At 60.4% G+C, this 26,563-nt stretch carries 24 protein-coding genes and 1 pseudogene; 14 read left to right on the top strand and 11 right to left on the bottom strand.

The window, feature by feature from the left end:
- Positions 1–110 precede the first annotated feature (110 nt).
- On the bottom strand, positions 111–1,088 hold the full coding sequence (locus AC1DCM_RS24420; protein WP_477520052.1) for a GlxA family transcriptional regulator: 978 nt from the start codon (positions 1,086–1,088) through the stop codon (positions 111–113).
- Positions 1,089–1,218: 130 nt separating this feature from the next.
- On the opposite strand from AC1DCM_RS24420, the gene AC1DCM_RS24425 reads away from it, so the two are divergent.
- The 3 genes from AC1DCM_RS24425 to AC1DCM_RS24435 all read left to right on the top strand — a co-directional run bounded on the left by AC1DCM_RS24425 (position 1,219) and on the right by AC1DCM_RS24435 (position 4,342).
- Entirely contained in the window at positions 1,219–1,809 is a 591-nt protein-coding gene (locus tag AC1DCM_RS24425) for a cysteine hydrolase family protein (protein ID WP_477520053.1), read from the top strand.
- Positions 1,810–1,918: 109 nt separating this feature from the next.
- Positions 1,919–3,103, top strand: a complete 1,185-nt coding sequence (locus tag AC1DCM_RS24430) for a hypothetical protein (protein ID WP_477520054.1) — start codon at positions 1,919–1,921, stop codon at positions 3,101–3,103.
- 237 nt (positions 3,104–3,340) lie between these two features.
- Entirely contained in the window at positions 3,341–4,342 is a 1,002-nt protein-coding gene (locus AC1DCM_RS24435; protein WP_477520055.1) for a trypsin-like serine peptidase, read from the top strand.
- 120 nt (positions 4,343–4,462) lie between these two features.
- Here AC1DCM_RS24435 and purH read toward each other — a convergent pair whose 3' ends face one another.
- Entirely contained in the window at positions 4,463–6,133 is a 1,671-nt protein-coding gene (gene purH, locus AC1DCM_RS24440) for a bifunctional phosphoribosylaminoimidazolecarboxamide formyltransferase/IMP cyclohydrolase (protein ID WP_477520056.1), read from the bottom strand.
- 121 nt (positions 6,134–6,254) lie between these two features.
- Here purH and AC1DCM_RS24445 point away from each other — a divergent pair, with 121 nt between their 5' ends.
- Genes AC1DCM_RS24445 through AC1DCM_RS24455 form a run of 3 tightly spaced genes read left to right on the top strand, consistent with a single transcriptional unit; the run spans position 6,255 to position 9,540 of the window.
- Positions 6,255–7,202 carry an N-acetylglucosamine kinase gene (locus AC1DCM_RS24445; RefSeq protein WP_477520057.1) on the top strand — a complete coding sequence of 316 codons (948 nt, stop codon included), beginning with the start codon at positions 6,255–6,257 and terminating at the stop codon, positions 7,200–7,202.
- A complete protein-coding gene (gene murQ, locus AC1DCM_RS24450; RefSeq protein WP_477520058.1) occupies positions 7,177–8,136 on the top strand; it encodes an N-acetylmuramic acid 6-phosphate etherase in 960 nt (319 codons plus the stop codon). The genes AC1DCM_RS24445 and murQ overlap by 26 nt, the downstream gene beginning before the upstream one ends.
- A 51-nt stretch (positions 8,137–8,187) precedes the next feature.
- Positions 8,188–9,540 (top strand): MFS transporter, encoded by a 1,353-nt coding sequence (locus AC1DCM_RS24455; RefSeq protein WP_477520059.1) that lies wholly within the window; start codon positions 8,188–8,190, stop codon positions 9,538–9,540.
- A gap of 71 nt (positions 9,541–9,611) precedes the next feature.
- Here the strand turns inward: AC1DCM_RS24455 and purN are convergent, their stop codons facing one another.
- Positions 9,612–10,196, bottom strand: a complete 585-nt coding sequence (gene purN, locus AC1DCM_RS24460) for a phosphoribosylglycinamide formyltransferase (RefSeq protein WP_477520060.1) — start codon at positions 10,194–10,196, stop codon at positions 9,612–9,614.
- An 11-nt stretch (positions 10,197–10,207) separates the two neighbouring features.
- Between purN and AC1DCM_RS24465 the strand changes: the two genes are divergently transcribed.
- Positions 10,208–10,657 (top strand): hypothetical protein, encoded by a 450-nt coding sequence (locus AC1DCM_RS24465; protein WP_477520061.1) that lies wholly within the window; start codon positions 10,208–10,210, stop codon positions 10,655–10,657.
- Positions 10,658–10,666: 9 nt separating this feature from the next.
- Here AC1DCM_RS24465 and AC1DCM_RS24470 read toward each other — a convergent pair whose 3' ends face one another.
- Complete coding sequence (locus AC1DCM_RS24470; protein WP_477520062.1) at positions 10,667–11,998, bottom strand: cell division protein PerM; 1,332 nt, start codon at positions 11,996–11,998, stop codon at positions 10,667–10,669.
- Between the two features lie 130 nt (positions 11,999–12,128).
- Between AC1DCM_RS24470 and AC1DCM_RS24475 the strand changes: the two genes are divergently transcribed.
- The 6 genes and pseudogenes from AC1DCM_RS24475 to AC1DCM_RS24500 all read left to right on the top strand — a co-directional run.
- On the top strand, positions 12,129–12,599 hold the full coding sequence (locus AC1DCM_RS24475; RefSeq protein ID WP_477520063.1) for a DUF4383 domain-containing protein: 471 nt from the start codon (positions 12,129–12,131) through the stop codon (positions 12,597–12,599).
- 315 nt (positions 12,600–12,914) lie between these two features.
- Entirely contained in the window at positions 12,915–14,399 is a 1,485-nt protein-coding gene (locus AC1DCM_RS24480; RefSeq protein ID WP_477520064.1) for a flotillin family protein, read from the top strand.
- Positions 14,392–14,631 (top strand): hypothetical protein, encoded by a 240-nt coding sequence (locus AC1DCM_RS24485; RefSeq protein ID WP_477520076.1) that lies wholly within the window; start codon positions 14,392–14,394, stop codon positions 14,629–14,631. Before AC1DCM_RS24480 ends, AC1DCM_RS24485 begins: the two co-directional genes overlap by 8 nt.
- Before the next feature lie 951 nt (positions 14,632–15,582).
- Positions 15,583–16,383: a hypothetical protein gene (locus tag AC1DCM_RS24490; protein WP_477520065.1), complete on the top strand. Its 801-nt coding sequence runs from the start codon at positions 15,583–15,585 to the stop codon at positions 16,381–16,383.
- A 62-nt stretch (positions 16,384–16,445) separates the two neighbouring features.
- The gene (locus tag AC1DCM_RS24495; RefSeq protein WP_477520066.1) at positions 16,446–18,383 is read left to right on the top strand and encodes a hypothetical protein; all 1,938 of its coding nucleotides are present in this window, start codon (positions 16,446–16,448) and stop codon (positions 18,381–18,383) included.
- Between the two features lie 389 nt (positions 18,384–18,772).
- Positions 18,773–19,096: pseudogene (locus AC1DCM_RS24500) on the top strand (transposase); the annotation flags it as partial.
- 10 nt (positions 19,097–19,106) lie between these two features.
- Here the strand turns inward: AC1DCM_RS24500 and AC1DCM_RS24505 are convergent.
- From AC1DCM_RS24505 to AC1DCM_RS24515, 3 genes are all read right to left on the bottom strand, one after another.
- Entirely contained in the window at positions 19,107–19,484 is a 378-nt protein-coding gene (locus AC1DCM_RS24505) for a hypothetical protein (RefSeq protein ID WP_442002574.1), read from the bottom strand.
- Positions 19,481–19,924: a J domain-containing protein gene (locus AC1DCM_RS24510; RefSeq protein WP_477520067.1), complete on the bottom strand. Its 444-nt coding sequence runs from the start codon at positions 19,922–19,924 to the stop codon at positions 19,481–19,483. The genes AC1DCM_RS24505 and AC1DCM_RS24510 overlap by 4 nt, the downstream gene beginning before the upstream one ends.
- Before the next feature lie 226 nt (positions 19,925–20,150).
- Positions 20,151–20,573, bottom strand: coding sequence for an Hsp20/alpha crystallin family protein (locus tag AC1DCM_RS24515; RefSeq protein WP_477520068.1), 423 nt, complete (start codon positions 20,571–20,573; stop codon positions 20,151–20,153).
- Positions 20,574–20,715: 142 nt separating this feature from the next.
- Between AC1DCM_RS24515 and AC1DCM_RS24520 the strand changes: the two genes are divergently transcribed.
- Positions 20,716–21,183 (top strand): MerR family transcriptional regulator, encoded by a 468-nt coding sequence (locus AC1DCM_RS24520; protein WP_477520069.1) that lies wholly within the window; start codon positions 20,716–20,718, stop codon positions 21,181–21,183.
- 178 nt (positions 21,184–21,361) lie between these two features.
- Here the strand turns inward: AC1DCM_RS24520 and AC1DCM_RS24525 are convergent, their stop codons facing one another.
- From AC1DCM_RS24525 to AC1DCM_RS24540, 4 genes are all read right to left on the bottom strand, one after another.
- Positions 21,362–22,057 carry a DUF6994 family protein gene (locus AC1DCM_RS24525; RefSeq protein ID WP_477520070.1) on the bottom strand — a complete coding sequence of 232 codons (696 nt, stop codon included), beginning with the start codon at positions 22,055–22,057 and terminating at the stop codon, positions 21,362–21,364.
- A gap of 108 nt (positions 22,058–22,165) precedes the next feature.
- Positions 22,166–22,843 (bottom strand): hypothetical protein, encoded by a 678-nt coding sequence (locus AC1DCM_RS24530; protein ID WP_477520071.1) that lies wholly within the window; start codon positions 22,841–22,843, stop codon positions 22,166–22,168.
- A gap of 362 nt (positions 22,844–23,205) precedes the next feature.
- A complete protein-coding gene (locus AC1DCM_RS24535; protein ID WP_477520072.1) occupies positions 23,206–24,498 on the bottom strand; it encodes a TIR domain-containing protein in 1,293 nt (430 codons plus the stop codon).
- Complete coding sequence (locus AC1DCM_RS24540; RefSeq protein ID WP_477520073.1) at positions 24,441–26,255, bottom strand: FG-GAP-like repeat-containing protein; 1,815 nt, start codon at positions 26,253–26,255, stop codon at positions 24,441–24,443. The genes AC1DCM_RS24535 and AC1DCM_RS24540 overlap by 58 nt, the downstream gene beginning before the upstream one ends.
- Positions 26,256–26,563 lie beyond the last annotated feature (308 nt).

The following is a 26,563-nucleotide window of genomic DNA, read 5'->3' on the forward strand; positions in this document are numbered from 1 at the left end:
CGCCCTTCGTGTCCGGGATCACGTGTTCGTTACCTGTTCAAGAAAACGATTCACGCCCGACGGCGGGCCTTACCGCCGAAGCCGGCGACCGGCGTCGTAGATTCCTGGGACTAAATCTGGAATCTGAGCCGGTACTCGGTAGGTGTTGCGTCAAGGCGTCGTCGAAAGGCCCTAACGAGGGTATCGACCGAACCGAGCCCGGAGACTGAAGCGACGCGCTCCAACGTGGCGTCGGTAGATTCAAGGTGACTGCGCGCCACTTCCACCCTGACGGACTCTATGTAGCTGTGCGGTGTCATACCGAGTTCGCTCTTGAAAATRCGGGTCAATTGTCTCTCGCTGATATTGGCCTCGTCTGCGAGTTTCCCGATGGTAAGAGTCTCGTGAACATTGCGAAGGATGTAGTGACGAAGATCTTCGATTCGCCGATTGGTGGAGGTCCTCGACAATGGAACGCTGAACTGGCTCTGGCCGCTAGGACGATTCAGATACATGACGAGCTGGCGAGCAACTCTCAACGCAGTATCCTCCCCCAGGTCTTCGGCTACGAGTGCGAGCGTCAAATCCAAGCAGGCGCTAATGCCTGCACCGGTCCATACGTTGCCTTCGCGGATGAAAATCGGATCTGGATCGACAGTGACCAAGGGGTGGTCCGCAGCCAGCTGCTCCGCAGTGGACCAGTGCGTAGTTGCGCGTTTGCCATCCAACACCCCCGCGGCGGCCAGGATATGCGCGCCAACACAAATTGACGCCACGCGATCGGACCTCGTGGTGAGCTGCTTTACGCGATCTACAACATCTGCGTGGACCACAGGGCGGATCTGCCGGTTCTCGTCGACTTCAACAGCGCCAGGGACGATCAGCGTGTGGATGCGCCTGGTGCCGAGGTCCTCGAAAGTCACATCGGGGACCACTCTTACACCGGCTCCCGTGGTTACCGGCGCCAACGATTCAGCGGCAAGCACTACTTCATAGTTGGCGGCTTCATCGTTCTCCCGTCTTGCAAGCGCAAAGACTTCAGGGGGTCCCGTGACGTCGAGCAAATCAATGTTGTCGAAAAGGACCATAACTACGAGCTTTTTGATCATCAGGATTCTTTCACTTCGGCGGTCATGTCTGTTTTTGCATGTTGTGCGACATTGCCGACATCCCGCATGCGAAGTTAGCGTATCAAATGGTCCATTTTCTGGATGCAAACTGGTCACTAGGGAGAAAATAATGCCGAGAACTACACTCCGCCAGCTAAACGGCTTGGATGAAACGCCAGCGCAACTTGGTGATTCAACTCTAATTCTGATCGATTTTCAGAACACGTACACCACCGGTGTGATGGAACTGGATGGATGGGAAAATGCCTTGGAAAAAGCCAGCGAGTTGCTCCAACGGGCCCGCAACTCCGGCACAAAGATCATTCACGTCATCAACGATGGCGGAGAAGGAACCCCCTACGACATTAGAAATGAGATTGGTCAAATCCATCCAAAGGTCGCTCCGGTCGAAGGTGAACCAGTCGTCGTAAAAACGGCGCCTAACGCTTTTCTGGACACCGACCTGGCCGAACATGTTGAGGCCGCCGGACGGGAGACTCTCATCATTGCCGGCTTTATGACCCACATGTGCGTCGCATACACCGCTCAGGGTGCATTTCTGCGAGGCAACCGCCCTACTGTCGTTGCTGACGCAAGCGCAACCCGTTCGTTGCCCGTTGCCGGCACCGAACTGGACGCCTGCCAGGTCCACTATTCGGCGTTGGCCACCATTGCCGATCTCTATGGCGTGGTAGTCGCCACTCAGGAGGAACTCGCCTAAGTCCCAACCCGAGGCGGTCGTCAGGGCGCCCTCCCAAGCACCCTGCCACTCCCCAGTTGTCCGCCGATTTCAACCAGAGAACTCCGGAGAATGTCCCCGCAATCTTCCGGTGCTTACCAGCGCCAATACTCCATCAAGGCACAGCCTGTGCTTTGAAGCACGAAGGAAGATTCACATGACCACACGCAGAGGATTTATCCGAGGCGTTTCCAGCATTGGGGCAACTGCCCTCCTCACCTCCGCCATGCCTCTGTCCCAAGCCCGGGCGACTCCTACAATCGCCGGAGTTCCAACTCCAAAGGCAAAGGAAGCCATTCTGGCCATCAATATCGGGATGAGGTCCAATTATGCTGCTTTGAAGGCTGGCCTCGTACAGCATCTTTCGCCGTTGATTGTTGTTCAGAACAATGCAACAGGGGGCAAATTCACACTCGTCACGAATGGAGCGCGAGAGTCGGTTGAGCCAGTCCCTCAGGCGTTCGAATTGGCGAAATCGATCGCTCACGTTCCCCTGGGGTGCTACTCCATTGTCGCCTCATACCTCGCCGACAGTGTGCATGGAGTACCTAACGAGAGCCGCATCGACCCCCACGACCTCAAGTTGGTCGCATTCAACGACGAACATTCCAAGGACTGGATCCTCCCGCTTCAGGACTTCGGGTCCAAGCTCGAGACTGCCCGGAGAGTGCTGCCCGAAGCCGGCCTTGTACCAGAACTACAAAAATCCTGCTACAACATCCTCACGGGTGGCATCGACTTCATTTCCGATTCGGTAAAGACCAAGAAATTCGGCATCACTTCATTCCAGGCATTTGCCGGCAACGTTTACCCGGACATTCGAGTGAACATGAAATACGCCTCAGAGGCTCAAATTGCGGGCGTCAAGACCTTGATGGGGACCTGGCGTAAAAAACTCGGCGAATCAGCTTGGGCCGATTTGTACACGGTGGTGCTCTCGCAATGGACTACCGCAGAGTTGAATCAGAACACGATCATCATCAAGGATCTTATGAATCCAGCCAAGGTCGATACGCATCTCATTGACCTTCCAGGACTTGAAATGCCCGCCGATCCGGTAGCAGTGGCCCTGGATAATCTGGCCCGAATCGTTCAAGACAACATTGCCGCGGAACTCATCTTTTCCCAGGACACTAACGTTGCTGACGCTCTTAAAGGTAAGCAAGATCTACTCTCGGAAGAAATCCTCGTTCAACTTGGAACAGGCACTCGCGTAAGAACTGCCCTGCCGGATTACAACACCACCACCAAGGGAGTCTGCCCTGTCAAGAAGTAGTCGGCGGGAATGATCGACTAGTTCACTGGGGCCAGGCCGCTTCCACCGGAAGAGGCTTGGCCCCCTGAGCTATTGGGTCACCAAGGGAGCCCTGCCGCTCGACAAGGAAGTGAAAGCAAAATATCACAAAATGTGAAACAAGTCTTTACAAACTTGTCACACGTTGGGTAGCTTCGATTCCGTCAGTCGGCGGTCGCCATCACTGGCCGCCCCACTCCCTCGATAGGTTGGAACAACGTGACAAAAACCAAGACCCTGGCCACAAGCCTGCTGAGTCTGTCCGCTGCCGCAATCCTGGCCCTGGTTGGAACCACCAGCGCCAATGCGGCTCCGGTTAACACCACAGACCCCAGCGGCGTTGCGGTCAGCAGCCATGTAGCGTCGGACAACGGCGCCGCAGATTACTGGACCCCGGAGCGCATGAAAAACGCCAAGTCCGGCGACATCCTCGCCATCAAGGCACTGGACCGCGGCCGGCTCCTGAACCTCGGAAAAGCCCCGGTCATCGAAGCCCCGGGCGTCCTTAACAGCGTCGAAGGCCAGCAGGCCTCCACCGACTCCAAGGCCATCAACCTCAAGGCCAACCAGAGCGAAACGCCGGTCAAGCACATCGGCAAGATCTTCTTCACGCTGGGCGGCTCAAACTACGTCTGCTCCGGCAACTCCGTAACCGCAGCCAACAAGAGCACCGTCTCCACAGCCGGCCACTGCGTCAACGAGGGACCTGGCGCCTACGCCACCAACTTCGTCTTCGTACCCGCCTACCTCAACGGCTCCGCACCCTATGGCAAGTGGACAGCAAGGGCGCTGTACTCCCCCACCCAATGGGCATCCAACGGCAATATGCAGTACGACACCGCCTTCGCCGTGGTCAACACCCTCAACGGCCAGCGACTTGCGGATGTCGTAGGCTCCTCCGGTGTCCAGTTCAACGCCGCCCGCGGCCTGAGCTACAAGTCCTTCGGCTACCCGGCAGCCCCGCCGTTCAACGGCGAATCGCTCAAGAGCTGCTCCGGCACCGCCACCAACGATCTCTACAACCCGCAGTTCGCCACCCAGGGCATCCCCTGCAACATGACCGGTGGATCCTCGGGCGGTCCGTGGTTCATCGGCAACAGCTCCGGCGGCTACCAGAACTCGATCAACAGCTACGGCTACGGCAGCAACTCCAACACCATGTACGGCCCGTACTGGGGCTCCGTCATCCAGTCGACCTACACCACGGCGGCCGCTTCGTAACGGTCCTGATTTTTCTGGCACGTCCCTGTTAAGTGCGTGCTAACGACGACGGCGGCCGTCCCCTACCGGGGGGCGGCCGCCGCTGCGTTTCTACTGGCTTTGGGCTGTTGCCCGTCCCTGCTAGTGGAAGAAGTGGCGTGCGCCCGTGAAGTACATCGTGATGCCGGCAGCGTTGGCTGCGGCAATGACCTCTTCGTCGCGGACCGAGCCACCCGGCTGGACCACTGCGCGGACACCGGCGTCGATCAGGATCTGCAGGCCATCAGCGAACGGGAAGAACGCATCCGAAGCTGCCACGGCACCGCGTGCACGCTCGGGTGCATCACTGCCGCTGGCGTTGGAGGCACCGCCAGCACCTTCGACGTCGGACTCCACCTGCACGCCCAACGTGTTGGCGCGCTCGACGGCAAGGCGGCAGGAGTCAAGGCGGTTGACCTGGCCCATGCCGATGCCGACTGCGGCGCCGTGATCTGCGATCAGGATGGCGTTGGACTTGGCGGCGCGGCAAGCGGTCCAGGCGAAGGCGAGGTCCGCGAGCGTCTTATCGTCGGCAGCTTCACCTGCGGCGAGGGTCCAGTTGGCGGGGTTGTCGCCGTCGGCGTCCACCTTGTCGCTCATCTGGACCAGGACGCCACCGGAAACCTGGCGCATCTCAGAGGGGTAGCGGCCGTAGCCCTCGGGGAGCGCCAGCAGGCGGATGTTCTTCTTCTTGGAGAGAATCTCAACGGCTTCCGGCTCGAAGTCCGGAGCGATGACAACCTCGGTGAAGATGTCGGCAACCGTGCGGGCCATGCCGGCAGTCACCGTGCGGTTGGCGGCGATCACGCCACCGAATGCGGAAACGGGGTCGCAAGCGTGGGCCTTGGCGTGGGCGTCAGCGATCGGGTCAGCGGACTCGGCAGATCCAACAGCGACACCACACGGGTTGGCGTGCTTGATGATCGCAACAGCAGGCTCGGCGAAGTCGAACGCGGCGCGGAGGGCGGCATCGGCGTCGACGAAGTTGTTGTAGCTCATGGCCTTGCCGTGCAGCTGGTCAGCCTGGGCGATGCCGGCCGGGGCAGCCTTGTCCACGTACAGTGCCGCCTGCTGGTGCGGGTTTTCGCCGTAGCGGAGGACCTCGGAACGCTCCAGGGACAGGCCGGCGTAGGCAGGCCAGTCGATGATGCCGTCGCCGTCTTCATCCAGGAACTGGCTGGCGGTCCAGGTTGCCACAGCGTTGTCATAGCTGGCCGTGTGCGCGAAAGCCTTCGCGGCAAGGCGGCGACGGGTGTTCAGGTCGAAGCCGCCTTCTTGTGCAGCGGCAACCACTGAGCCGTAGAAGTTGGGGTCCGTAACAATGGCGACGGCGGCATGGTTCTTCGCGGCTGACCGCACCATGGCGGGGCCTCCGATGTCGATCTGCTCCACGACGTCATCCTGTGCTGCGCCGGACTTCACGGTCTCGACGAACGGGTACAGGTTCACCACCACGAGGTCGAAAGTCTCGATCTCCATACCGGCAAGGGTGTCCATGTGGGCCGGGACGCGGCGGTCGGCCAGGATGCCGCCATGCACGCGCGGGTGCAGGGTCTTGACGCGGCCGTCCAGCATTTCCGGAGAGCCGGTGACTTCTTCGACTTCCTTGACCGGGATGCCTGCGGCGGCGATCTTCTTGGCGGTGGAGCCGGTGGAAACGATAGCGACGCCGGCTGCGTGCAGGCCCTTCGCGAGCTCCTCCAGTCCCGTCTTGTCGTAAACCGAGATCAGTGCACGTCGGATGGGAACACGGTCAAGCTGCGTCAAGCTCACAAAAGTCTCCGTCTTAGTTCGCGTAGATGTCGCGGGTGGTGTCGCGGGTGGTGGGGATACGGAGAGTTTATCGTGTTTCCTCGGCGCGCTCGTTTCGGGCCTCACAACATAGGGTTGATCCATGGAAGCCACCGATGTCGTCATCGCCGCCGATGTAGGGAAGAGCCGTTGCCGAGTGGAGCTGCGCAGGGGCACGGAGTTGCTGGGCGCAGCCGACCAGCACGGGTTCCCCGGCGTACACATGGACAACGGCCCCACCATCGCTTTCGACCTCCTCCTTGAGACGATCTCGATGCTCCCGCCCGGCTTGCCTGTGAGCACGTTGACGGGGATCGGCGCGGCAGTGGCCGGCGTCGAAGCTTCTGCGGAGAAGTCACGCGAGCTCGCCACCATGTTGTCCCAGCGTTTCGGCGTCCCCGCCGCAGTGCTTTCGGACGCGACCGCAGCCCAACTCGGAGCCCTCCAGGGGGCACCGGGCACAACACTGATCGTTGGCACGGGGGCAGTTGCCTTCCGTTTCGACGAAGCCGGCCTCCTACATCGTGCAGACGGTTGGGGACCTTATCTTGGCGATCGTGGCAGCGGCCGATGGATCGGGCAGCGAGGGCTCCAAGCCGTTTTGGAAGCGCACGACGGCGGCCCGGCCACCTCGCTTTCGGCTGCAGCAGGGGCCCTGGTCGACTCCCCGGAAATGCTCCCGGGCTGGCTCGCGTCCGCCGAAAACCCGTACCGGGCGATGGCCCGATTCGCGCCGCTGGTTCTGCACGCAGCGGAGGCGGGTGACGCAGTCGCGAATGTCATTGTGGACGAGGCCTGCCTCATCCTGACCAAGACGGTGCAGCTGGCTGCGGGTGACGATGCGGCCGGCTCACAACGTGTTGCTTTGCTGGGCGGAGTGGTCAGCTCCGGGTTCTTCGCGGAGCTCTTGCGGAAGTCCCTTGCTTCGGCTGGGATTGAGGTGGTGGCCCCGCTGGGCGATGGCTTGGACGGTGCTGCCCTCGCTGCGACGCGCCGCGGGCTCATCCAGGAAAGGTACATCCACCGTGACGGAACAAACTGGCCCGACTAGCCCCACTGACGCGGACAGGCTCGCGGGCCTGCGCACTGAACTCGCCGGGTTGGAGACGGAAGCCGCGGCCGAGAACCTGAGCGAACTGGACATCCTGGGCACGGAGGAACTCGTCGCGGCCATGCTTGCCCACAGCGCAGGAGTACACGCTGCGGTTAAGGCGGCGAGCCCTGCGATCGCGCAAACGGTCGACGCCGTTGCGGAGCGACTCCAGCGTGGGGGTCGCCTTCTTTATGTGGGGGCTGGAACGGCCGGGCGTCTGGGTGTGCTCGACGCGAGCGAGTGCCCGCCGACGTTCGGCACCCCGCCGGGACTCGTCGTCGGACTTATCGCAGGTGGCGTCCAAGCGATCCAGAAGCCGGTGGAGTATGCCGAGGATAACGCGACTGCAGGCGCGCGCGACCTGCACGATATTAACGTGACGGAAGCGGACGCCGTCGTGGGTATTACTGCGTCCGGCCGAACGCCTTACGTGATCGGCGCGCTGGAAGAGGCCCGGAAGAAGGGTGCGTTCACGGCATCGCTGGCGTGTAATAAGGGCTCGGCCGTCAGCCATCTGGCGGACGTGGCGATTGAGGTGGTTGTGGGGCCGGAGTTCATTGCAGGCTCCACGCGACTGAACTCGGGGACGGCGCAGAAACTTGTCCTGAACATGATCAGCACGCTGGTGATGGTGAAGCTCGGCAAGACGTACGGGAACCTGATGGTTGACCTGCGTGCGACCAACGAGAAACTCCTCGCCCGCTCGCAAAGGACAGTCCAGCACGCGACCGGCGTGGACGCGCATGAAGCCGTGGCGGCACTGGACTCGGTCAACGGCTCTGTCAAAGCAGCCATCCTGATGCTGCTGACGAGCATCGAACCAGCTCAGGCCAAGAGTGCTCTGGAAGAAGCCGGCGGTTTCCTGCGGAGGGCGATCGAAAACCAGAAGTAACCCAGACGGCGGTGTTGGCCCGAGCGCATAAAGTTGCATGCAGGAGGGCAGATGAATACATACACAGCCGTGCCCAGCGGCGAGCAAGTTGTGCAGGAACTGCCGTGGCGGTGGAAGGTTCAAGGCAGGATCTTCGTGATCGGTGGCCTGGGATTCATGTTCGACGCCTGGGATGTGACGCTCAATGGCATCCTCATTCCGCTGCTGTCCAAGCATTGGTCCCTTCAGCCCGCTGACGCTGCGTGGATCGGCACCGCCAACTTGATCGGCATGGCCGTGGGCGCGTTCGCGTGGGGAACCATCGCCGACACCATCGGCCGCAAGAAGGCGTTCACGGCAACCCTCCTGATCTTCAGCATCTTCACCGTGCTCGGCGCCTTCGCCCCGGACATCGTGTGGTTCTGCATCTTCCGCTTCATGGCCGGGTTCGGGCTGGGCGGCTGCATCCCGGTGGACTACGCGCTGGTGGGTGAGTTCACGCCGCGCAAGCAGCGGGGCCGAGTCCTCACTGCGATGGATGGCTGGTGGCCCGTGGGTGCGGCGCTTTGTGGCTTCATCTCGGCTGGCCTCGTTGCTGCCTTCGGCGACTGGCGGCTCACCATGCTGATCATGGTGTTGCCTGCGCTCCTCGTTTTCTGGGTGCGCCGCAGTGTTCCCGAGTCTCCGTTGTTCCTGATTCGGGCCGGCCGGCGGACTGAGGCAGCAGCCGTGATTGATTCTTTGGTGGAGGCCACCGGCGCTTCACCCCGGGCGTACAGCCTGCCCGAACCCCAAGCCGCCCCCAGGCTCTCCCCCGGCAGTGCGTGGGAACAGCTGCGCAGGATCTGGACGTTCAACTGGAAAATCACGACTGCCGCCTGGGCCCTGTTCTTCAGCATCCTGTTGGTCTACTACGTGTCTCTCACATGGATGCCCAGGATCCTCATTGGCGCCGGGTTCGAGGAGTACAAAGCCTTCGTCACCACGGCCGGGATGGCCGCCGTCGGGCTTTTGGGCGTGATAGCCGCCGCGCTGGTGGTGGAGCGTGTGGGCCGTAAGTGGATCCTCGCCGTCACCGGCCCGCTTTCCGCGCTGACATTGGTGATAGTCGCATTTGTGGTGGACGTGCCTTCGGCGGCTGTGTTCTGGCTGCTGGTGTTCGGCTTCGTGGTCCAGGTGGCAATCCCGGTCCTGTACGCCTACGTGTCCGAGCTGTATCCCACGGAACTCCGTGGCTCTGGCTTCGGCTGGGCATCGACGTTCTCCCGGGTCGGCGCAGGCTTCGGGCCCTTGGTGTTCGCCTCGTTCTTCTGGCCGGAGTTCGGGTTGGCCCAGTCCTTTGCGATGGCCGGCGGGCTGGTCCTGCTGTCCGTTTTGTGGATGGCGTTCTTCGCCCCGGAGACGAAGCAGCGCGTCCTCGAGTAACCGCCCCCGCCCCGCCCAACTAGGTCGCAGTAGTGGTTGTTCTCAGCGCTGGCAACAACCACTACTGCCAGCTACTTGTTGCGGCTGTCGGCGAGCTCAGCGGCGAGGTTCGCCAGCGTTTGGACCAGCAGGCGGCGCTCCACTACCTTGATGCGCTCATGAAGGGTTTCCTCGGAATCGTCCGGCAGGACGGACACGGCTTCCTGGGCGATGATGGGGCCCGTGTCCATACCGGCGTCGGCCCAGTGAACCGTGCAGCCCGTGACCTTCACACCGTAAGCCATGGCATCGCGGACACCGTGGGCGCCAGGGAAGGACGGCAGCAGCGCCGGGTGTGTGTTGACGTACTTGCCATTGAAGGCGTCGATGAAGTCGGCGCTCACGATCCGCATGAAACCGGAAGACACCACCACATCCGGGTTATAGGAAAGGACCTTGTCGCGCAGGGCGGCGTCCCATTCGGCGCGGGTCTCGAACGAGTTGAAGTTCACCACGAAGGTCTCAATGCCGGCCTCATCGGAGCGCTCCACACCGTAGGTATCAGGCCGGTCCGCACCCACAGCGGCGATCTCGACATCCAGTTCACCCGACTTCACGGCGTCGATGACAGCCTGAAGATTGGAACCAGTACCGGACACGAGGACAACAATGCGCATTGCACTAGCTTATGGGCGGCTCGCGTAGGCTGGAAAACATGAATCCCGACGTCCGTCCCAGGCCGAGCCAGCAACCCCGCACCGCCGCGGAAAAGTCCGCTTTCGGCGTGACACAGATCCTGTTCCGCGCTTTCCTTTTGTCGGCTTTGGGATCGTTTTTCGTGTTCTCCCTGAACGTGAACTACGTGTGGTTGAGCGCCATCCTGACAATTGCAGGTTTGGTGCTCGGGATTGTCGTCCTGGTCCGGTCGGTGAAGTACAAGCATCCCCGGTTGGTGCTGCTTGGCACCATCTCAGGACTCGTGGTTTCGGCGGTCATGTGCCTGCTGATTCTGACGTCTGTGCTCTTCTTCAAACAAGTCACCACGTATCAGGATTGCGCTCGCTCGGCCCTGACGGAATCGGCCAAGACACAGTGCCTCACGCAGCTTGAGGACTCGATGCCGGGTCCGGTCCGCTAACGGACAAGCTCAGGCGTGTTCGTCGTCGAACGCTACTTCATCCAAGTTCGCCTCGCGCAGCTTCTGGCGGCGTTCCAGCCACGGCCCCACTGCGTAACCGATCACGACGCCGATGCCCACTTCGGCGGCCAGCCAGACTGCCGTCCACAGCGGGTGAGGTCCGATTTCCGTGAGCCGGCCGATACCGGCTGAACCACGTGCGACCCATGCGAGTGCACCGCTCAAGACCCCGGCGACAGCTCCAATGAACGCGCCCAGGAACAACGTGGACGCCGCCGCTGTGAACCAGCGGGCCTTGATTTTGATGGAGAGCCACTCATCGAAGTGGTTTTCGCCTTCGCGGAGGAACCACCAGCCGGCCATGATCCCCGCAACCACGGGGAGGGCGAGAGCCATGGGCCCTGCGTCGAGTTGTCCGGAGGGAAGCCCACCGAAAATCGGGACGGCAGGCAAAGGCCCGACGGCGGTGCCCAGCGGCCCGGCGTGCGAGCCGACTCCGAGCGAGAAGCCAGCCCCGGAAGACCATGCCAAAGCAAAGACCACGAGGTTGGGAAGGAAACCGAGCTGCGCGATCGTGAGGACGGCCCCGCCCAACGCTCCGGCCTGGAGACCTTCGTAAACAGCGATGATGTCCGTCCAGTGCCAGACGATGTCCACGGCCAACAGCACTGCAGCGAGACAAACAGCGGCCATGGTCGCAACGAATCCGGCCTTCAAACCCGAGCCGACGTAGGAGCCTGCCCACCGTGAATGCTGGCTTGTCTTGGCAATCCAGGCGACCGCGTCCACACCGATGAGCCTGCTCCAGGAGCCGGCCTCGCGTCGGGCGCCGACCACCAAGCCGAGCGCGAACGAGATCAACGGGATGGTCATGGCGAACCACAGGTTAATGACCACTTCGGGTGTGCGACACACGAATCCTGTGGCTGTCCCGAACGCGGCATATACAACGCAGGCGCCCATGAAGGCCTGCCACAGCTGGTCCGTATAGGAAGCGCGTGCAAGTCGTCGCCCCGCCCGCCATGCAAGCAGGAACGGAATGAGCGTCAGGCCCAGGGGAATCAGCGAAAGAAGTCCCGTTCCAGGCTGGCCGGCCGTGCCAAGGTTGACCTGTGCCAAGGTCAGCGGAACACCGTGGATCAGCAGCCAGGCTTGGCCGGCCAGGCGCGCCAGGAAGTCCACGTTTCTGTTCTGGAATCCGTCAGTGGCCCACACCCCCACCAGCGGAAGCACAACAACGATGGCCGAAATGAAGGCTGCCTGCGCTGCTTCCAAACCACCCTGTAGCCAAAGGGGCATCGGGAGGCCACGGTTTCCGGTCTGATCAGCGCGCAGTTTCATCGTGTCCTATCGTGCCACGGTAGGCGGCGCTCCTTCGGCAGGCGCCCTGTAATACCGCCAATTCCAGCGCTTTTTGGGTGAACCGGCCGTAAAATGGGAGATGTTCGCAAAGGGGTGACTGGAGGAGCACATGAGTACGTCTGCTTCACATGCACGCGGTGTCCACTTCGGACGGCAAGACATCCAGGTCGTAGGCATGGGTGTGGGTGCCGTCCTCGCGCTGGTTGGCGTCCTGGGATTCATTCCGGGCATCACCATGCAGTATTCGGAGCTGCAATTCTTCGGCCCGAACTCGCACGCGATGCTCTTTGGCGTGTTCCAGGTGTCCATGCTGCTCAACCTCGTACAGCTGGCTATCGGCGCGACAGGTTGGGCCATGTCCCGCACGGCACACGGTGCGCGGAACTTCCTGATGGGCTTCGGCGCCCTGTACATCCTGCTGAGCATCTACGGACTGAGCGTCGGAGTCGACTCGGCAGCAAACTTCCTCTCCCTGAACTCCGTGGACAACTGGTCCCACATGGTGCTGGGCATCCTGATGATCGCCGCCGGTTGGATGTTCGCCCAGTACTTCACAGACGATAAAAAGGCCCGGAAATAATAGAAGCCGGGAACTAGGAGCGGCCAATGAACAGGTGTCACAACTAATAACAGAAAGTCGTACTAGCAGCTGGTGCAGCCACCTACGGATTCTCTCCAAAGGTTGCACCAGCCTTCTTTTGTTAATGCTCGACGGCGGGTGGCTGGGTTGGGTGGGACGGCTCCCGCGGCTTGGCTCGGCGTCGTGGCACAAATGACGCACAAATGTGCTGGACTTCCCTGCTGCAGCCCAACGAGACTGTGTACACGAACAGGCACATGGCCTATGGGGGTCAACGGATGAGGCCGGTTCACATCGTCTGAAGGGACAAGGTCAATGGACGACCTCTCGGCATTTTTCCCCTTGATCGCCGGCATTCTTGGCGTGATCGTTGTCATCGGCTTCGTTTGGTTGGCAACCAAGGCGATGTGGAAAGTGGCGGAACCGAACGAGGCCCTGATCATCTCGGGGCTGACCCGCGGCACGCTCGAAAATACCGACGGCATGGATTTCAAGATCGTCACGGGCAAGGGCGCCTTGGTAGTGCCCGGGCTGCAGACCGTGCGAACCCTTGCGCTGACGCTGAATGAAACGGAACTCAAGGTTTCGTGCGTGACATCGCAGGGCATCCAAGTGATTGTCGACGGCGTGGTGATTTACAAGATCGGCGACGCTCCCCCATTCATCGCGAACGCAGCGCGAAGGTTTCTGGGACAGCAGCCGAAGATGGAGAGCCAGGTCTACAACGTCTTTGAAGGGCATCTCCGTTCGATCATCGGCAGCATGACTGTTGAGGAGATCATCCGCGAGCGCGACAAGCTCGCCTCCCTGGTCCGCAGTGCTAGCGGCGTGGAGATGGAGAAGCTTGGCCTCGTAGTGGATTCCCTGCAGATCAAGGACCTGCAGGACCCGACGGGCTACATCCAGAACCTCGCCAAGCCGCACATCGCACAGGTCAAGATGGAGGCCCGCATCGCCGAGGCGACTCGCAACCGTGAAGCGGCTGAGAAGGAAGCGGAAGCTGCAGCACTGATTGCTGATGCCCAAAGCCTGTCCGCCATCAAGCAATCTGCCGCGCAGGCGAATGCTGAACAGGCCCGTGCCAACGCTGCTCAGGCCGGACCGCTGGCCGATGCAACTGCGCGGCAGCAAGTGGTGGTCCAGGAGACCGAGGTAGCCAAGCTTGAGGCCGACCGCGAAGAGCAGAAGCTGCAGACCACCATCCGCAAGCCCGCGGATGCCAAGGCGTACGCCCAACGCACCGAGGCCGAAGCAAAGAAGGCTGCTGACATCAGTGCCGCCGAGGCCCTCGCGAAGCGGATCGAACTCGACGCTCAGGCAAACGCCCGGCGCGTCGAACTCGAGGCCCAAGCCAACGCCGGAGCTGCGGCGGCAATGGCCGGCGCAACGCGTGTGACAGGCGAGGCCGAGGCAGCTGCAACGACTGCCCGCGGTAATGCGGCAGCATCTGCAGTGAAGGCCAAGGCGTTGGCTGAGGCCGAAGGTATCAGGGCCCGTGGTGAAGCGTTGGAGACAAACCAGGAAGCCGTCATCAACCAACAGATCGCGGAAAACATGCCCGCCATCGTTTCGGCCGCGGCAGAGCCCTTCTCACGGATCGGCCAGCTGACAGTCCTCAATGGCGGCGACGGATTGAACAGCATGGTGGGCGGGATCCTGTCCCAGGTCGGCAGCTTCCTGCCCTCCCTGGCTTCCGCATTGAAGGGGAACGGAGCTGGCCGACCACCTGCACAGCCAACCCGGCCCACTGCTGTGAAGTCGCCGCCGTCGAAGGCGTCAGATGCGGCCTCAGATGCATAGAGAGGTCAATCGGAGCCTCACCGGCAAGATCGGAAGGGTAACCGGGACGATTGCTCCGGGCACCATCGGCGAAGTCATGCTCCCCTTCCACGGCGGTACCAGCGCATTTTTTGCCTACCCGTTCGATAAGACGAGCGTCTTTCCTGTGGGCGAAAAGGTTCTGGTGATCTACTTTGAGCCGCCCCAAACCGTCTATGTGGATGAGCTTCCGGATGTGCTGCGGGAATTCTGACCGTGGACGTTGAAGTTCCGTTCGACGACGTTCCGAGCTTTGTAGTCCTCTTTGTCGAAGGAGGTGGGTGAACATCGGCGCATCCCCGCCCGCAGCAAACAGATTCATGTAATTCGACGGGGCCCCCTGTGGTGCGGGGAAGGTTGGTGCCATGCTGGTGGGCGCGTTTCACCGTTAAGTCCACCGAAATCGACCAGTCCACTTCACTGCGGGCATCCGCCACCTTCAGCAGCCCGGCCAGGATCCTGTCCCACGTTCCGTCGCCGCGTCCCAGGCGGCAGGAGGGGCCTACTTTTCGGGCCTTGGGCAGGCCAGTCGGCGAAGTACCTGACCGTGCAGCGCCATCCCACCATTGAAGCCTCATCGCTCCTGACGGATCCGCGTACCAGCCAGGCTGCGCAGCCAGGTGGTTGATTGACTGACTCAATAGTTCTCCTTCAGCCGTGTGCCGGTCTGGATTGAAACGCCCGCGGCATCAGCCGGCACCTCCTATAACACCGCCTACGCGCCATTTCATGACGGCGACCAAAAACCGGCCGGTGCCACACCTCATCCGATATGCAGAAATTTTCTGAAAACCGCAACACGATTCCGATTCCCGGGACACTGCTCTTGCGGAGTGCCTTTCCTTCGGAGTCCCCGTAGATGGAGGCGTCGACTTCCACTGCCTCGAAAATCTAACGGTTTCTAAGGTGCACCTTGGGTGTGGTCGACACTTTTTCGAATACTTAACCGACTCGCTCACGGGCCGATTAGGAACGCCCGACGCACTTCTTATCCACCGGTTACGGGGAAGGGCCTGTGGCTGTCGTCATGCTTTGGCGGCTGGTCAGAGGATGTTCTTGCGGGCCCCGCTGCCATTGACTCCGATCCTGGCACCTCCTCGGAGGCCACCAACCGCGGTGATGCGCTTGAAGCGGCCGCCAAAACGACAACCCATTGGGGAGAGATATGAACGACATTCGTGCAGATGAACCCGCTACAACAAACACCGACGATCCGATTGGGGAAGGTGCAACCAAGGGAACGGATGAAACCGTCGCAGTCAACGTCTCCGTGAGTGGAGCGCCTAAGGATGGAGTCCTCACGGCCATTTTGGGGCAGTGGGCCGCATTCAGGATGATATTGCGGGGTTATCCGCTGGAGGCATTCCAATTGTCGGGACGGATCCCGCGTTTCTGGCTCGTATCTTTCCTCATGGCAGCGTTGGTCTTCGGGCTGTCAGCGGCAACAACCGTGACCCGTACCGTGTCAGCTGCGAACACCGCAGTAGCTGGATTGTTCTCCACATTCGGGGCTCATCGTTCTTCGTATGTTTCGTTGAGCCCTGGGCAGTGGATAGGAATCGTCCTTGTCGGAATGCTCTTCGCCGGAGCAGCCTTCATTCTCCGCGCGGCAACTCTGAAATGGCTCTTCGCTGTCCGCCGTCGCCCTCAATCTTATTCGGTCGGCGCGAACATACTTGCTGTCGCCTACTCGGGCCACCTCGCCGTGTACGTGGCAGCCTTTGTGCTGATGTTTGTTCCCGGAGCCGTCTTCGGCTCTGTCGTGACGGTAGTTGCCGCAGCGTTGCTCGCCCTGCTGAATTTCGCCGCGGAATTACTCATCTACGTTGGCGTCAACCGTGTCACTACGTTCGAGAAGTCGGTACTAGTGCCTCACGTCCTGTTTAGCGCCCTGTGGCTTGTCCTGGTCGCGGTGGTCTATGCCACCTTGTTCGCCATTTTCGCCGAGAGCCTTCTGGGCTCATGACGACGATGCAAGAGAAGATAGTTACGCGGTCGAACCGTAGGGCGCGACGAGCAGGGATGTTCATGGCCTTCCTGGTTGTCCTTGCCCTGGCGTTGAGCTCGTGCGGGGCCAAAGTCACGACTCTGCTCACGCTGGATGGCGGCTCGAAGGGCAACAGGACCATGACTGCCACCATCGACGCCGCGGATTCTGGAAAATATCTAAACGGCGGAACAGCCGCTGTAGAGGCATCGATCCGGAAAAACGTTCCAGAGTCGCTGAGTTATCAAGGCCTCAAGGAAACTGGCGGCAAGGTTCAGCTCGTGTTCCAGTTGTCCTTTGGTTCGGCTGAGGAGTACACGAGCAAGGTCTCGGCACTGCTCAAAGCAAGTGCCAGCACCATCAAGCCGCAAATCGACCTTTCCGTCAACGAATCCGGTCTTGTTCAGGGTTTGAACGTCAAAGAGAACTTCAGTTCCGTAGATTTGCTTGGTTGGATGGCGGACGGGCTCGTGGCCGATGGTGTAGTTAAGAACGAGAACAAGACGAACGTTTTCGAAGTCGGCGAGTCCGAAGTCCACTACAAGGGCAAGGTCTATAAGTCCTCTCAGGCGATCACCGCAACAGATGTTGTCGACAACGGATTTGATCAGGTGGGAATAGCCACCTCAATGACACCCAGCGGTGGATTCCAAGCCTCTGTGTCCTACGCATCAGATGACCCCATCGGTTCGGTGCAACAAGCAAAACTGGATGAGTTCTTCGCCAAGGCCAAACCTGAAGGTGCAACTCTGACAGCTGGCGTCATGGGTAAGGATCGTTCCAACGGGGCCACGATCAGCTTCGCGGCTGACGGCTTGGAAGCGCTGAACGCCAAACTGCAGCAGACACTTGGAGCCAAGGCCAACAATATAAAGATCGACGAGGTCATCTCGCCGGACGACCCTTTGACGCTGCGGACCACAATGTCCGGAACCTTGGATTGCTCGGCCGTATGCTCACCGAACTCCCACCCGATCTCCCAACAATTTCAGGCACCGGATGGGTGGCGCTTCACAAAGGGCTCCACCAACGTGTCACAGGCCGGAACCGGGCAGACAGGGTCCACAGGAAATACATTCAATATGGTCTTCGAACGGCCCATTCCGGTGGAGAGCGCACAAATTGTCACCGATCTGCGGCTTGACGGGGGCGTCCAACAGACCATCACTTACACGGCGAAATCAGGCGATGTTAAGCGCGTAGGCGATGCCTTCGAAAAGCGGTTGGCGCCCGCAAAAGACGTCGGCTCCTTCGCAACCAACGAGCAGGGAGACACGACTAGCTACACGGTAGTCCTGGAAGGCTCCGATCCCGAAGACTTCCAGCGTAAACTCGCCGGATACGTCCCCGGGGCAACCTTTACCGTCGAGCGTCCGGAAGGCCTCAATATTTGGCCGGAGTATCGAGTGACGATGAGTTTGCCGTTGAGCGGCAAACAACTGGACGGTGGGGTGAGGGGCAGCTATTCCAATGTGGTCAATCTTCCTGTTCTCCACGGGTTCGTTGAGGGCCGGAATCTGGAAACCGCGAGCATTGACGGTGGAAGATTGACCGTTGCCTCAAGCGATGCGAAATCCGGGGAGTATGTGGATGTCGCTGCCAAAGGACCTACTCTGGGGGGCTTGATTCTTCTTGGAATTCTGGCATTTTTGATTTTGGTGGCCGCCGCTCTTGGCCTCATATTCCGAAAAAAGGTAAAGGCTGTCTCGTCACGGCTTTGGGAGCGACGGGGCGTTGCCGCCACTAAAGCCCGCCAGGCCGGAGCCGCTGCTCGGGACTACGCTGTGGTGGCTGCCGCCGCAGCCGGTTCTGCCGCCGCAGCCGGTTCTGCCGCCGTGGCAGCCCATCCAGCGTCCCCACAGGGTGAGGCTATCAGCTCTGTTCCCGGAACCTGGAACGGCGCAACAGGTCATGAACGGCCCAGCCTCGAGCGCCAGACACGTTGGTCAGACTCTTTCACCGAGAACGACTTGCAATGATCGTGCACGCCCCTGGGGAGAGAATGATGCCACAGGACGACTGCTAACAGTGGGGCCGAGGAGTCTAAGACTTTTCGGCCCCGCTCGTTGCGGCGGGAATGCCCACCAAGATGACGGCGACATTGTTGCCGCACTCCACGCAGCGCCCCCAGTAAAAGAGGTTCAGGCGATGGCTCGGAGCTTCACGCCCAAATCACGGGCAGTCATACTCCAGGAATTCGTCATGCTTTACAGCATCGCTGTTGTGGCCGCACGCCGCGGTGAAGGGCTCGGGGCGGCGCTGCTGTCCCAACTTCGGGAACTGGCTCTGACAGATGAGATTAAGGTCATCTACGGCGTCTGTTCGGCCGATTCTTCCGGTTTCTACGAAGCCGAGGGCTACAGGCGGCCCGGGCAGGCCACGCACCCGCCCGGACCGTGTCCGCGGGGACAGGCATACTCCTCGAGGGCGATTCGGACCCACCTCCGTGACCGCGGCATTGTGGCTGTTATCCCGCAACCATCCGATCAGATCGGCCATCGAAAGCGACGCGGTTCCATCGGGGGCAGGTTGCCAGCCTTCGACAAAGAGGACTACAAAGCGCGGAACGTCGTCGAACGGAACTTCAACGTCTTCAAGCAGTGGCGCGCGTTGGCACGGCTACGACAAACTCGCACTCACCTACCGCGGCGGGGCTGTTCTTAGAGCAGTCAGCATCTGGTGGCAGCTTTAGGAGACACACCCTAAGGCTGCGGCCCGTAGATGAATTCCTTCGCGTGATGGACTGCCTTCTTGAAGGCGTCGTTACGTAGCGAGACCTGCTCTTTGCTCCCGCCCTTGCCAGGTTCCATGAAAGTGGTCGGCCCTGGGCGGAGGATCCAAATGTCGCCGGCCGGCGGGAGGTAGAAAACGCCAAAGGAGCGATGTTCGGGATCGTCCGTCCAGATAGGAACCACAGCCACGGCCGCGCCAGTGTCCACATTGATCCATTGAGCGCGCGGCATGGGTTGCTCGTGAACTTCCGGATCCAGGAACGGTGCCGTGCCCTTTCCCCAGCGACTCTCGAATCGCTCATAGAAGGCGGGCATCAGATGGCTGTCGTACGAGCGCCAGGCACTCATAGGTATCTCCTTCGGACTTTGGGCGAGGGGAATCCGGGGGTTGTCCTGGGCAGCGGTTCCCAGTGGACCGGGCCGAAGACGAGAGGCTGTTGATCCGTTTGAGTAGCCGAGGACGGGGCCGTCGTCTTGTGGATACGGACCTTTACCGGCTTACCTGAGGAACCACTCGAGCCCGATGAACTACGAGACGAGGTCCCCGTTCGCCGGCTGCGGTCGTAGGCACTCCGCTTCGCCGGATCCGAGAGCACCACATACGCCTGCATGATGGCGTGCAGTTTTTGGAGGTCGCCCGCTTTGGAGGTGTCGCCGTCGTCGGGGTTTTTGCGGGTATCCGGGTGGTGCGTCCGGAGCAGCGAGCGGTAGGCGTGGGTGATTTCACGGGCTGTCGCGCTGGGAGCCACGTTCAAGATGGCGTAGTAGTCGGGTTGGTTGGTACTCACTGCTGGTTCCGGATGGGTGATGCGGATTTGGCGATGGCCCCCGGCACGGGCCGGGGGCCATCAATCGGGAGACAACGTCGGGGACCGCGTTTCTTCTGCACAACAAGTGCTGTGGCGTGGCGCGAAGCCTGCGCCCAACTATTCCGATGCGGTCGGTCTGAAGCTCCCGGCCTGACGCCCCGCTGGTTAGCCACCCCCGGGTGGAGCTCCAGCGGGGCAGCTGTTATTAGGCGTTGATCTCCTGCCGCTGGCCGTCGGAAGAAATCTCGATGCGCCGCGGCTTGGCCTTCTCGGCGACGGGGATGCGGAGTGTCAGCACGCCTGCGTCGTAGCTGGCCTGGATGCCATCGGTATCCAGGGTGTCACCAAGAATGAGCTGCCGGCTGAAGACGCCTTGCGGGCGCTCGGCGGCAAGCATCTCGGTGTTCTCGCCCGCAGGCGACTTACGTTCTGCCTTGACCGTCAGGACGTTGCTTTCGACGTCCAGTTCCACCGAATCAGGCGTGACGCCCGGCAGATCCAAGGCAACAATGAATTGCCCGTCCTCCTGCCAAGCATCCATCGGCATGCCGGCAGGGCGTGCTGTTGTGCCAAAAACCTGTTGGGCGAGCCTGTCGAATTCGCGGAACGGGTCAGTGCGCATCAGCATTTGGTTCTCACTCCTTCAGATCTTGATGCGGTTTTGTTGTTGTGCCAGCCTTCCAGATCTGTGTTGGCTGGTATAGATTTTTTATAGCACCGGTGAGAGAGTGGTGCAAGAGGTTTTTTCAAAGATTTTTTGAGAGGTTTGCATGGCTGGCGATCGCGACACCGAGCGGCTGGAGCACGACGGCGGTACGCCCGCAGAGTCGGACGGCGCTGGCACGCGTGACGCTGCCGACCGGGACGCCCGCGGGGTCTACGCGATCTCGGTTGCGGCAGAACTGGTCGGCACGGGGCAGCAAAACATCCGGCAGTACGAGCGCAAAGGACTGCTCACCCCAAAAAGGACCGACGGCGGCACGCGCCGCTACAGCGAAACGGACCTCGCGACGCTGCGCAGGATTGGCACGCTCCTGGACGAGGGCCTGAACCTTGCCGGCGTGAAACTGGTGCTCGAGTTGGAAGCCGCAAACCGAGGGCTCACGGAAGACAACCGGGAGCTGACCGAGGACAATCGTGGACTGAAGGAACACAACCGTGGGCTCAAGGAAGACAACCGCGGGTTGCGGAAGGATCTGAAGCGGGCGCGGGGTGGTGGGGAGGCAGACGGGCTCTAGTTGATTGAACCGTTCACATGCCGGGTAGCCCGGACATTGCACCTGCACAGTGCAGCCGTCCCAGCTACGCTTTTGGCAGCAGCTAGGTCCAAGCAATTCCTCATATAACTTCAAGACTTCGCAGAGATCCCTTGAGGCGTCTCGGAGCGACCTCGTGTAATTGCGGTTGATCCGCCCTTCAAGGTTGTGCGTCAATCCTGCGATTGCGTGCCCCTATGAAAGCGTTGCTGAGTCTTAAATATTTGAGGTATTCCTCTTCATCCCTCGGAACGGCGTCCTTTGCGCTGAAGTCGCCGATCGGGTGGAAGTAGTCTATGGACCTGCCGTCATCCTTTAGGAGATCCTGCAGGAGGAAGAAGTCTACGTACCCGCGGAAGTTCTCGAACAGGGCGAAGAAATCCGCGTACCTTGCCAGGGGCTCCGCAAGGGGGTTCGGCAGCTCACCAAGATAGTGCCGGCGGATACACTCCAAGGTCAAGTCGGGGCGATCAGTGATCCTGGGGTGGAACCCGCGTGCACCATTGATGGTCATCTTTCTGCCGATCTTGTTGCCTGGGAACACGAGTGTGCTTCCGACCGTGTAGCCGATGTACTCAGGCAGGTTCTCGGCCGGGATCTCGCGTATGACCCCCGCCGCCTTGCCGCCCAGCCGTGTCGTGAAGGCCTCACTGGCGAGGAAGAAGACACCCCGGGCGGACCGGTGCACGAGATAAGCGCCAGGCTCGGGTCTCAGATCGAACCGTCCGCCGGCGGGCAACTCCTTGTTCCACAACAGTTGGTGGTACTCGAGCAGAGTCGGGCTGGATTCATCAGGGTCCTCGCCCTCCGGAGTATCGGAGTGGAAGTCGAAGGTCGTGTCAACGCCTGCAGTCATTCAGTGTGCCCCCTTGTGTTCGACGCGCATTTCGCCATTATGACATTCGCCAGTAAAGGGCCGACATTGCGAGGCCCTTTTCCAAAATGGTTGGAGTCCCGGTGCCACTTATAATCCGGCTCCGAAAGAAATGATCGTAGGGTCAACCTTTTTACTTGACGACGAAAAATCAACTTCAGCGAACATGGCAGCTATTATGGTGGTCTTGTCGGGCACCATGAAGGCCCAAATCATCGGCGACTCAAAGCCCGGCTGCAGTTCAGCATTGCATTCGGGGTTCCCCTTAATTTTCCGATTATCTTCGATAGGACTGTAAATCTGGGCAGCCACGTTGAACGCTTTTATGTCAATAGGAAAGCCACAGGTCAGGTCTATAGGAGCCTTGGAGTTGTTCGTGACCACAGAAGTGACGATTATGTACTTCCCTCCGGACTGGGCTGGTACCTCTCCATACGTTTCATATCCGCTACCCGAACGGTAGTTGGAGGTATTGAGCGCTACCGTTGGAGAGGCCACCACCGATGTGACCCGTATTTGGATTCCCCCGTTTACTGCCACATCCCCAATCTCAGCAGTCGTGAACTTCGGAGTAGTTGTCGGGGTCGGCGTTGGCTTTTCGACCCGGACAGCCGTCGGAGTGGCGACCGGAGAAGCTGAAGACGACGAAACAGCGGGGACGGCCGAAGGCGACGTTGCCGAGACAGCTGGCGCACCCCCACAGGCAGACAGGCTCAGACCGAGCGTGGCCATCAGAGCAAGCGCCGACAAAGACCTTTTGTACTTCATTGTTGGAGACCCCCAATTGTGCACGGTGCATGATGCATGAATCATCTCACTTGATCCCACGTCCAAAGCCGGAATTGATCCAATCCTGCGGGTTCTTGCGCCAAAGCTGACAAGAAACTGCGCGATCCTTGAGGCGGGACCAGAGAATTGCTGTCATGGCAAGCGCACCCCAGCCACTTCTAACGGCTGGGGCAGCGCTGAAGCTAGGTCGAACTCTGTTGCAACGCAACGCATAATGAGGTTCTTCGCGATTCCCATTACACACGTTTACCGACTGAGAACGAGGGGTGCTCGAATGCACCTAACATTCATCATGACCAACCTCAGATGATACGTTTTGGAAAGTGACTGACTGGCGCGGCTTATCCTTCGTCAAGCTGCTCAGCAAGTCCTGCGTCTTGCACAAGTCGCGCCCACTCGTCGATGATGCTTTGCCCATCTACGATGCTGCGCGTACCAGCGTCGAAGGCCTTAAAGGCTGGTCGCAAGTCGCGGCTGAAGTTTGAGTACTTCCGTGCCATGGCGCCTACTTCAGTCAAAGTAGCCGACGTAGCCTTAGATGTCGCGGCCATCCTCTGGATGGCGACAAACTGATCTTTGGCGGCAGAAGCTTGGGGGGTATCTGATTCCGTGGCTTTGGCAAGTTCAATCATCGCCCTGACCATTGGATCGATTGCCAGAAGCTTCACGACGTACTCGGCCCCGGCTTCTTCTATCTTCTTGGAAGGAGGCTCGATGTGCTGCGCCATCCTGCGCAGGGCGTTCAATCGCTGAGCAAACGGCTTATCGGCAACACTGTTGAGTTCCTCCGTACCTTCACGAATTGCGCCGTTGAACTCATCGATCAAGGGGCCGATCTTGTTTATGGTCTCCAGCCATTTCGTAGAGGCCGATTCGAAGTCCCCAATGACGTCAAGCAGGCCAGGAGCATTGCCGTCCTCGCGGGTCAGCACCGCCACTACCGCGCTACCGATCCCCATACGGTCAGCGTGTACGTTCGCAGCAGCTGGTCTTGACTCGACGAGCTCCGACAGTTCCTTCAGGCGCGTAGCCAGTCTGTTTACGGCTTTGCGGTAAAGGGGGCCTGTCTCATCCTCAAAACGCAGATCGCCAAAGTCCTCGTACTGCGTAGCAGCGACGAGCGCCTTGATCTCGTCCGAGCTATCGTCGTTCAAATCCTCCACCGGTATATAGCGGATTGCGAGGATGTATTCCTCGACACCGAGAGCCTTGGCCGCGTTGACGAACGAAAGAAACTCCCGACGGCACTCTTTGCTCGCTATGAAGCTCGGCGTAATGATCGGTATATAGAACGTCGTTGCTTGAAGCGAACCGTCTATGCGTTCCCGCCAGTTATCCCCCCATGCAAGGCTGTCACGGTCCACGAAGATCTCTATTTTCTGAGTCGTTAGTACTTGGTACTCCAACTGGATCTTCTTCGCCAGCCGAGTGACACGCCCGCTGTCAGCCTCGTCGTCGATGTGCGCATATCCCCAAAAGCCTGCACTACCTGAATTGGTCATGACGTCAGTGTAGGCAAGTCTCGCTGCCCCAAACGGTCTATGGTCATTGCCCAGCGCTACCGCACGACGCCCACTCACAGAATCGCCGTCATCCCATTCCACCCAGTGCCAACACGGGAAGCCGAAGGCCACGCCGTTCCCCCGTTGCCGGAGTAAAGCCACAGCTCGCCAGCGGCGTTGCGGGCGAGGATATCCGCCCGCCCGTCGCCGTCGAAGTCACCGGGTCCAACCAGGGAGTTCATGACATTCCAGCCTTGCCCGATGGTCTGTCGCGGGAGCCAGCTGCCGTATCCGTTGGGCGGGTAGAGCCAGAGCGCACCGGCGCCGTCGCGGGCAGCAATATCGGACAGGCCGTCACCGTTGAAGTCGCCTACGCCCGTGATCTCGGACATGTCGGACCAGCCGGAGCCCACCCAGGTACGGGGCAGCCAGCCGCCGTTGCCATCGCCGTGATAGACCCACAATGCGCCACCACGGTCGCGGGCCACCACGTCCGGGAACCCATCGCCGCGGAAGTCGATTCCCTCGATGGCGCTCATACCTTCCCAGCCGCTGCCGATTTGCACACGCGGCTGCCATCCACCCGAGCCGTTGCCCGGGTAGAGCCACAGCACGCCGCCGCCATCACGGGCCATAACATCGGCCTTGCCGTCCCCATTGAAGTCTCCGGGAGCAACCATCGCCGTCATGACGTTCCAGCCTTGGCCCACCTGCGTACGAGGCAGCCAGCCACCCGAGCCGTTGCCCGGATACAACCACAGAACGCCAGCGCCGTCCCGAGCCAGAACATCTGCGCGACCGTCGCCGTTGAAGTCGTTCTTGGCGGGTACCGATACGGACCCATCGATTACGGCTACGGAATCGCTTTCTATGTTGACCACGTAGGCCTTGTTTGTAGCGGCGTTCACCGCAGCGGCAAACGGCTCCTGCCCCGTATATACAGCGGAACTGCTGTTGTCCTGTCCGTCAATGATCGTGGTGCCTCGGCCGGAGGTGGGAACGTAAATCTTGTTGCTTGCCTCGTTGACCGCAATGTCCCTAACGTACGAAGAGGTGGGTACTTGGGCTACTTCAGAAAGGGTGGCGGCGTCGAGGACTTTGACCGCCCCATCAAGGGAAGAGCTGTCAACAGCGACATAGATCCTGTTGGTGGCTTTGTTCACCGCCAACTGTCCAAGCTTGCTTGTGCTGCTGAACTTTCCTGTGACAGTGTCTGTTGCTCCGTCGATGACACTGACGCCCGCCCCGTATCGGCCGAGCGTTGTGTAGTAGATCTTGTTGGTTGCTTTGTTGATCGCGAGGTCCAGGATGCCCCCGGCGCCGACGTTGATTGAGGCGATGACTTGAGCGCTTGCATCAAGGACCTTGATGGCCCCGCCAGACAGGACATATGCCTTGCCTGTTGAAGGGTTCACCTGAATGTTTTGGGCGCCACCCGTTAGCGGAACGGTAGTGGTGGCGTTGGTTGCGCCATCGATGATGGTTACGCCGCCGCTGATGCCCACGTAGATCTTGTTGCTGATTTCATTCACCGCCAGGACGGACGGTTCAGCGGTCATTGGCACACGTACGGCGGGACCATACGTGGCCCCGTCCACCACGGAAACATAGCCGCCTGCTGTGCTGATGTAGATCTTGTTGGTCACCGTGTTTACGGCAACATCGAAGGCCCTGTCACCTGCATCCACGGCAGGCAAGCCGGACGGTCCCCCTATTCGGGTCACACCTTCGATCGACGTCACGAACACCGTGTTCGTCACCGGGTTAACAGCGATCCGTGCCGGCTGCTCACCTGTCGAGAAGATATCCGTCACCGCGTCAGCCATAGCCGGTGACGTCGGCGAACCCAGGGTTCCCAGCAGCAGCGCCAGGCCCAATCCGGCTGCCACCGTGCGCGCCGTCCCCAGGCGCCGTCGTCGTACGCTTAAGCCCCCAAGCGCGCGTGAACCATCCCCAGCAGCAAACATGGCAAGACCCCCCAAAAGTCGAGACGCGGCAGCGCGTCATAGAACGCGAGTCTACCGGGCGGCTCCGACAAACAGGAGCCTCCGCGTTGACTCATTGAAAACCTCCGCGTAGCCGGATACGTTGCCTCATTTGAAAACCTCCGCGTAACGGCGTGGTTCGCAAGTGTGGCGGCGGTTCGGGGCTATGCCCGTTTTCATGGAGCTAACGATGGCCCAGCGGCAAGCTGTGA

It is taken from the genome of Paenarthrobacter sp. 10N417, from assembly GCF_056394745.1.

Coding starts and splice junctions, on each gene's coding strand:
- AC1DCM_RS24525 (WP_477520070.1), bottom strand. CDS start 22,057: ATGACTGCAGGCGTTGACACGACCTTCGACTTCCACTCCGATACTCCG.
- AC1DCM_RS24455 (WP_477520059.1), top strand. CDS start 8,188: ATGAATACATACACAGCCGTGCCCAGCGGCGAGCAAGTTGTGCAGGAA.
- AC1DCM_RS24465 (WP_477520061.1), top strand. CDS start 10,208: ATGGGCGGCTCGCGTAGGCTGGAAAACATGAATCCCGACGTCCGTCCC.
- AC1DCM_RS24505 (WP_442002574.1), bottom strand. CDS start 19,484: ATGAGTGCCTGGCGCTCGTACGACAGCCATCTGATGCCCGCCTTCTAT.
- AC1DCM_RS24515 (WP_477520068.1), bottom strand. CDS start 20,573: ATGCTGATGCGCACTGACCCGTTCCGCGAATTCGACAGGCTCGCCCAA.
- AC1DCM_RS24485 (WP_477520076.1), top strand. CDS start 14,392: ATGCATAGAGAGGTCAATCGGAGCCTCACCGGCAAGATCGGAAGGGTA.
- AC1DCM_RS24490 (WP_477520065.1), top strand. CDS start 15,583: ATGAACGACATTCGTGCAGATGAACCCGCTACAACAAACACCGACGAT.
- AC1DCM_RS24480 (WP_477520064.1), top strand. CDS start 12,915: ATGGACGACCTCTCGGCATTTTTCCCCTTGATCGCCGGCATTCTTGGC.
- AC1DCM_RS24475 (WP_477520063.1), top strand. CDS start 12,129: ATGAGTACGTCTGCTTCACATGCACGCGGTGTCCACTTCGGACGGCAA.
- purN (WP_477520060.1), bottom strand. CDS start 10,196: ATGCGCATTGTTGTCCTCGTGTCCGGTACTGGTTCCAATCTTCAGGCT.
- AC1DCM_RS24530 (WP_477520071.1), bottom strand. CDS start 22,843: ATGAAGTACAAAAGGTCTTTGTCGGCGCTTGCTCTGATGGCCACGCTC.
- AC1DCM_RS24470 (WP_477520062.1), bottom strand. CDS start 11,998: ATGAAACTGCGCGCTGATCAGACCGGAAACCGTGGCCTCCCGATGCCC.
- AC1DCM_RS24425 (WP_477520053.1), top strand. CDS start 1,219: ATGCCGAGAACTACACTCCGCCAGCTAAACGGCTTGGATGAAACGCCA.
- AC1DCM_RS24445 (WP_477520057.1), top strand. CDS start 6,255: ATGGAAGCCACCGATGTCGTCATCGCCGCCGATGTAGGGAAGAGCCGT.
- AC1DCM_RS24495 (WP_477520066.1), top strand. CDS start 16,446: ATGGCCTTCCTGGTTGTCCTTGCCCTGGCGTTGAGCTCGTGCGGGGCC.
- AC1DCM_RS24520 (WP_477520069.1), top strand. CDS start 20,716: ATGGCTGGCGATCGCGACACCGAGCGGCTGGAGCACGACGGCGGTACG.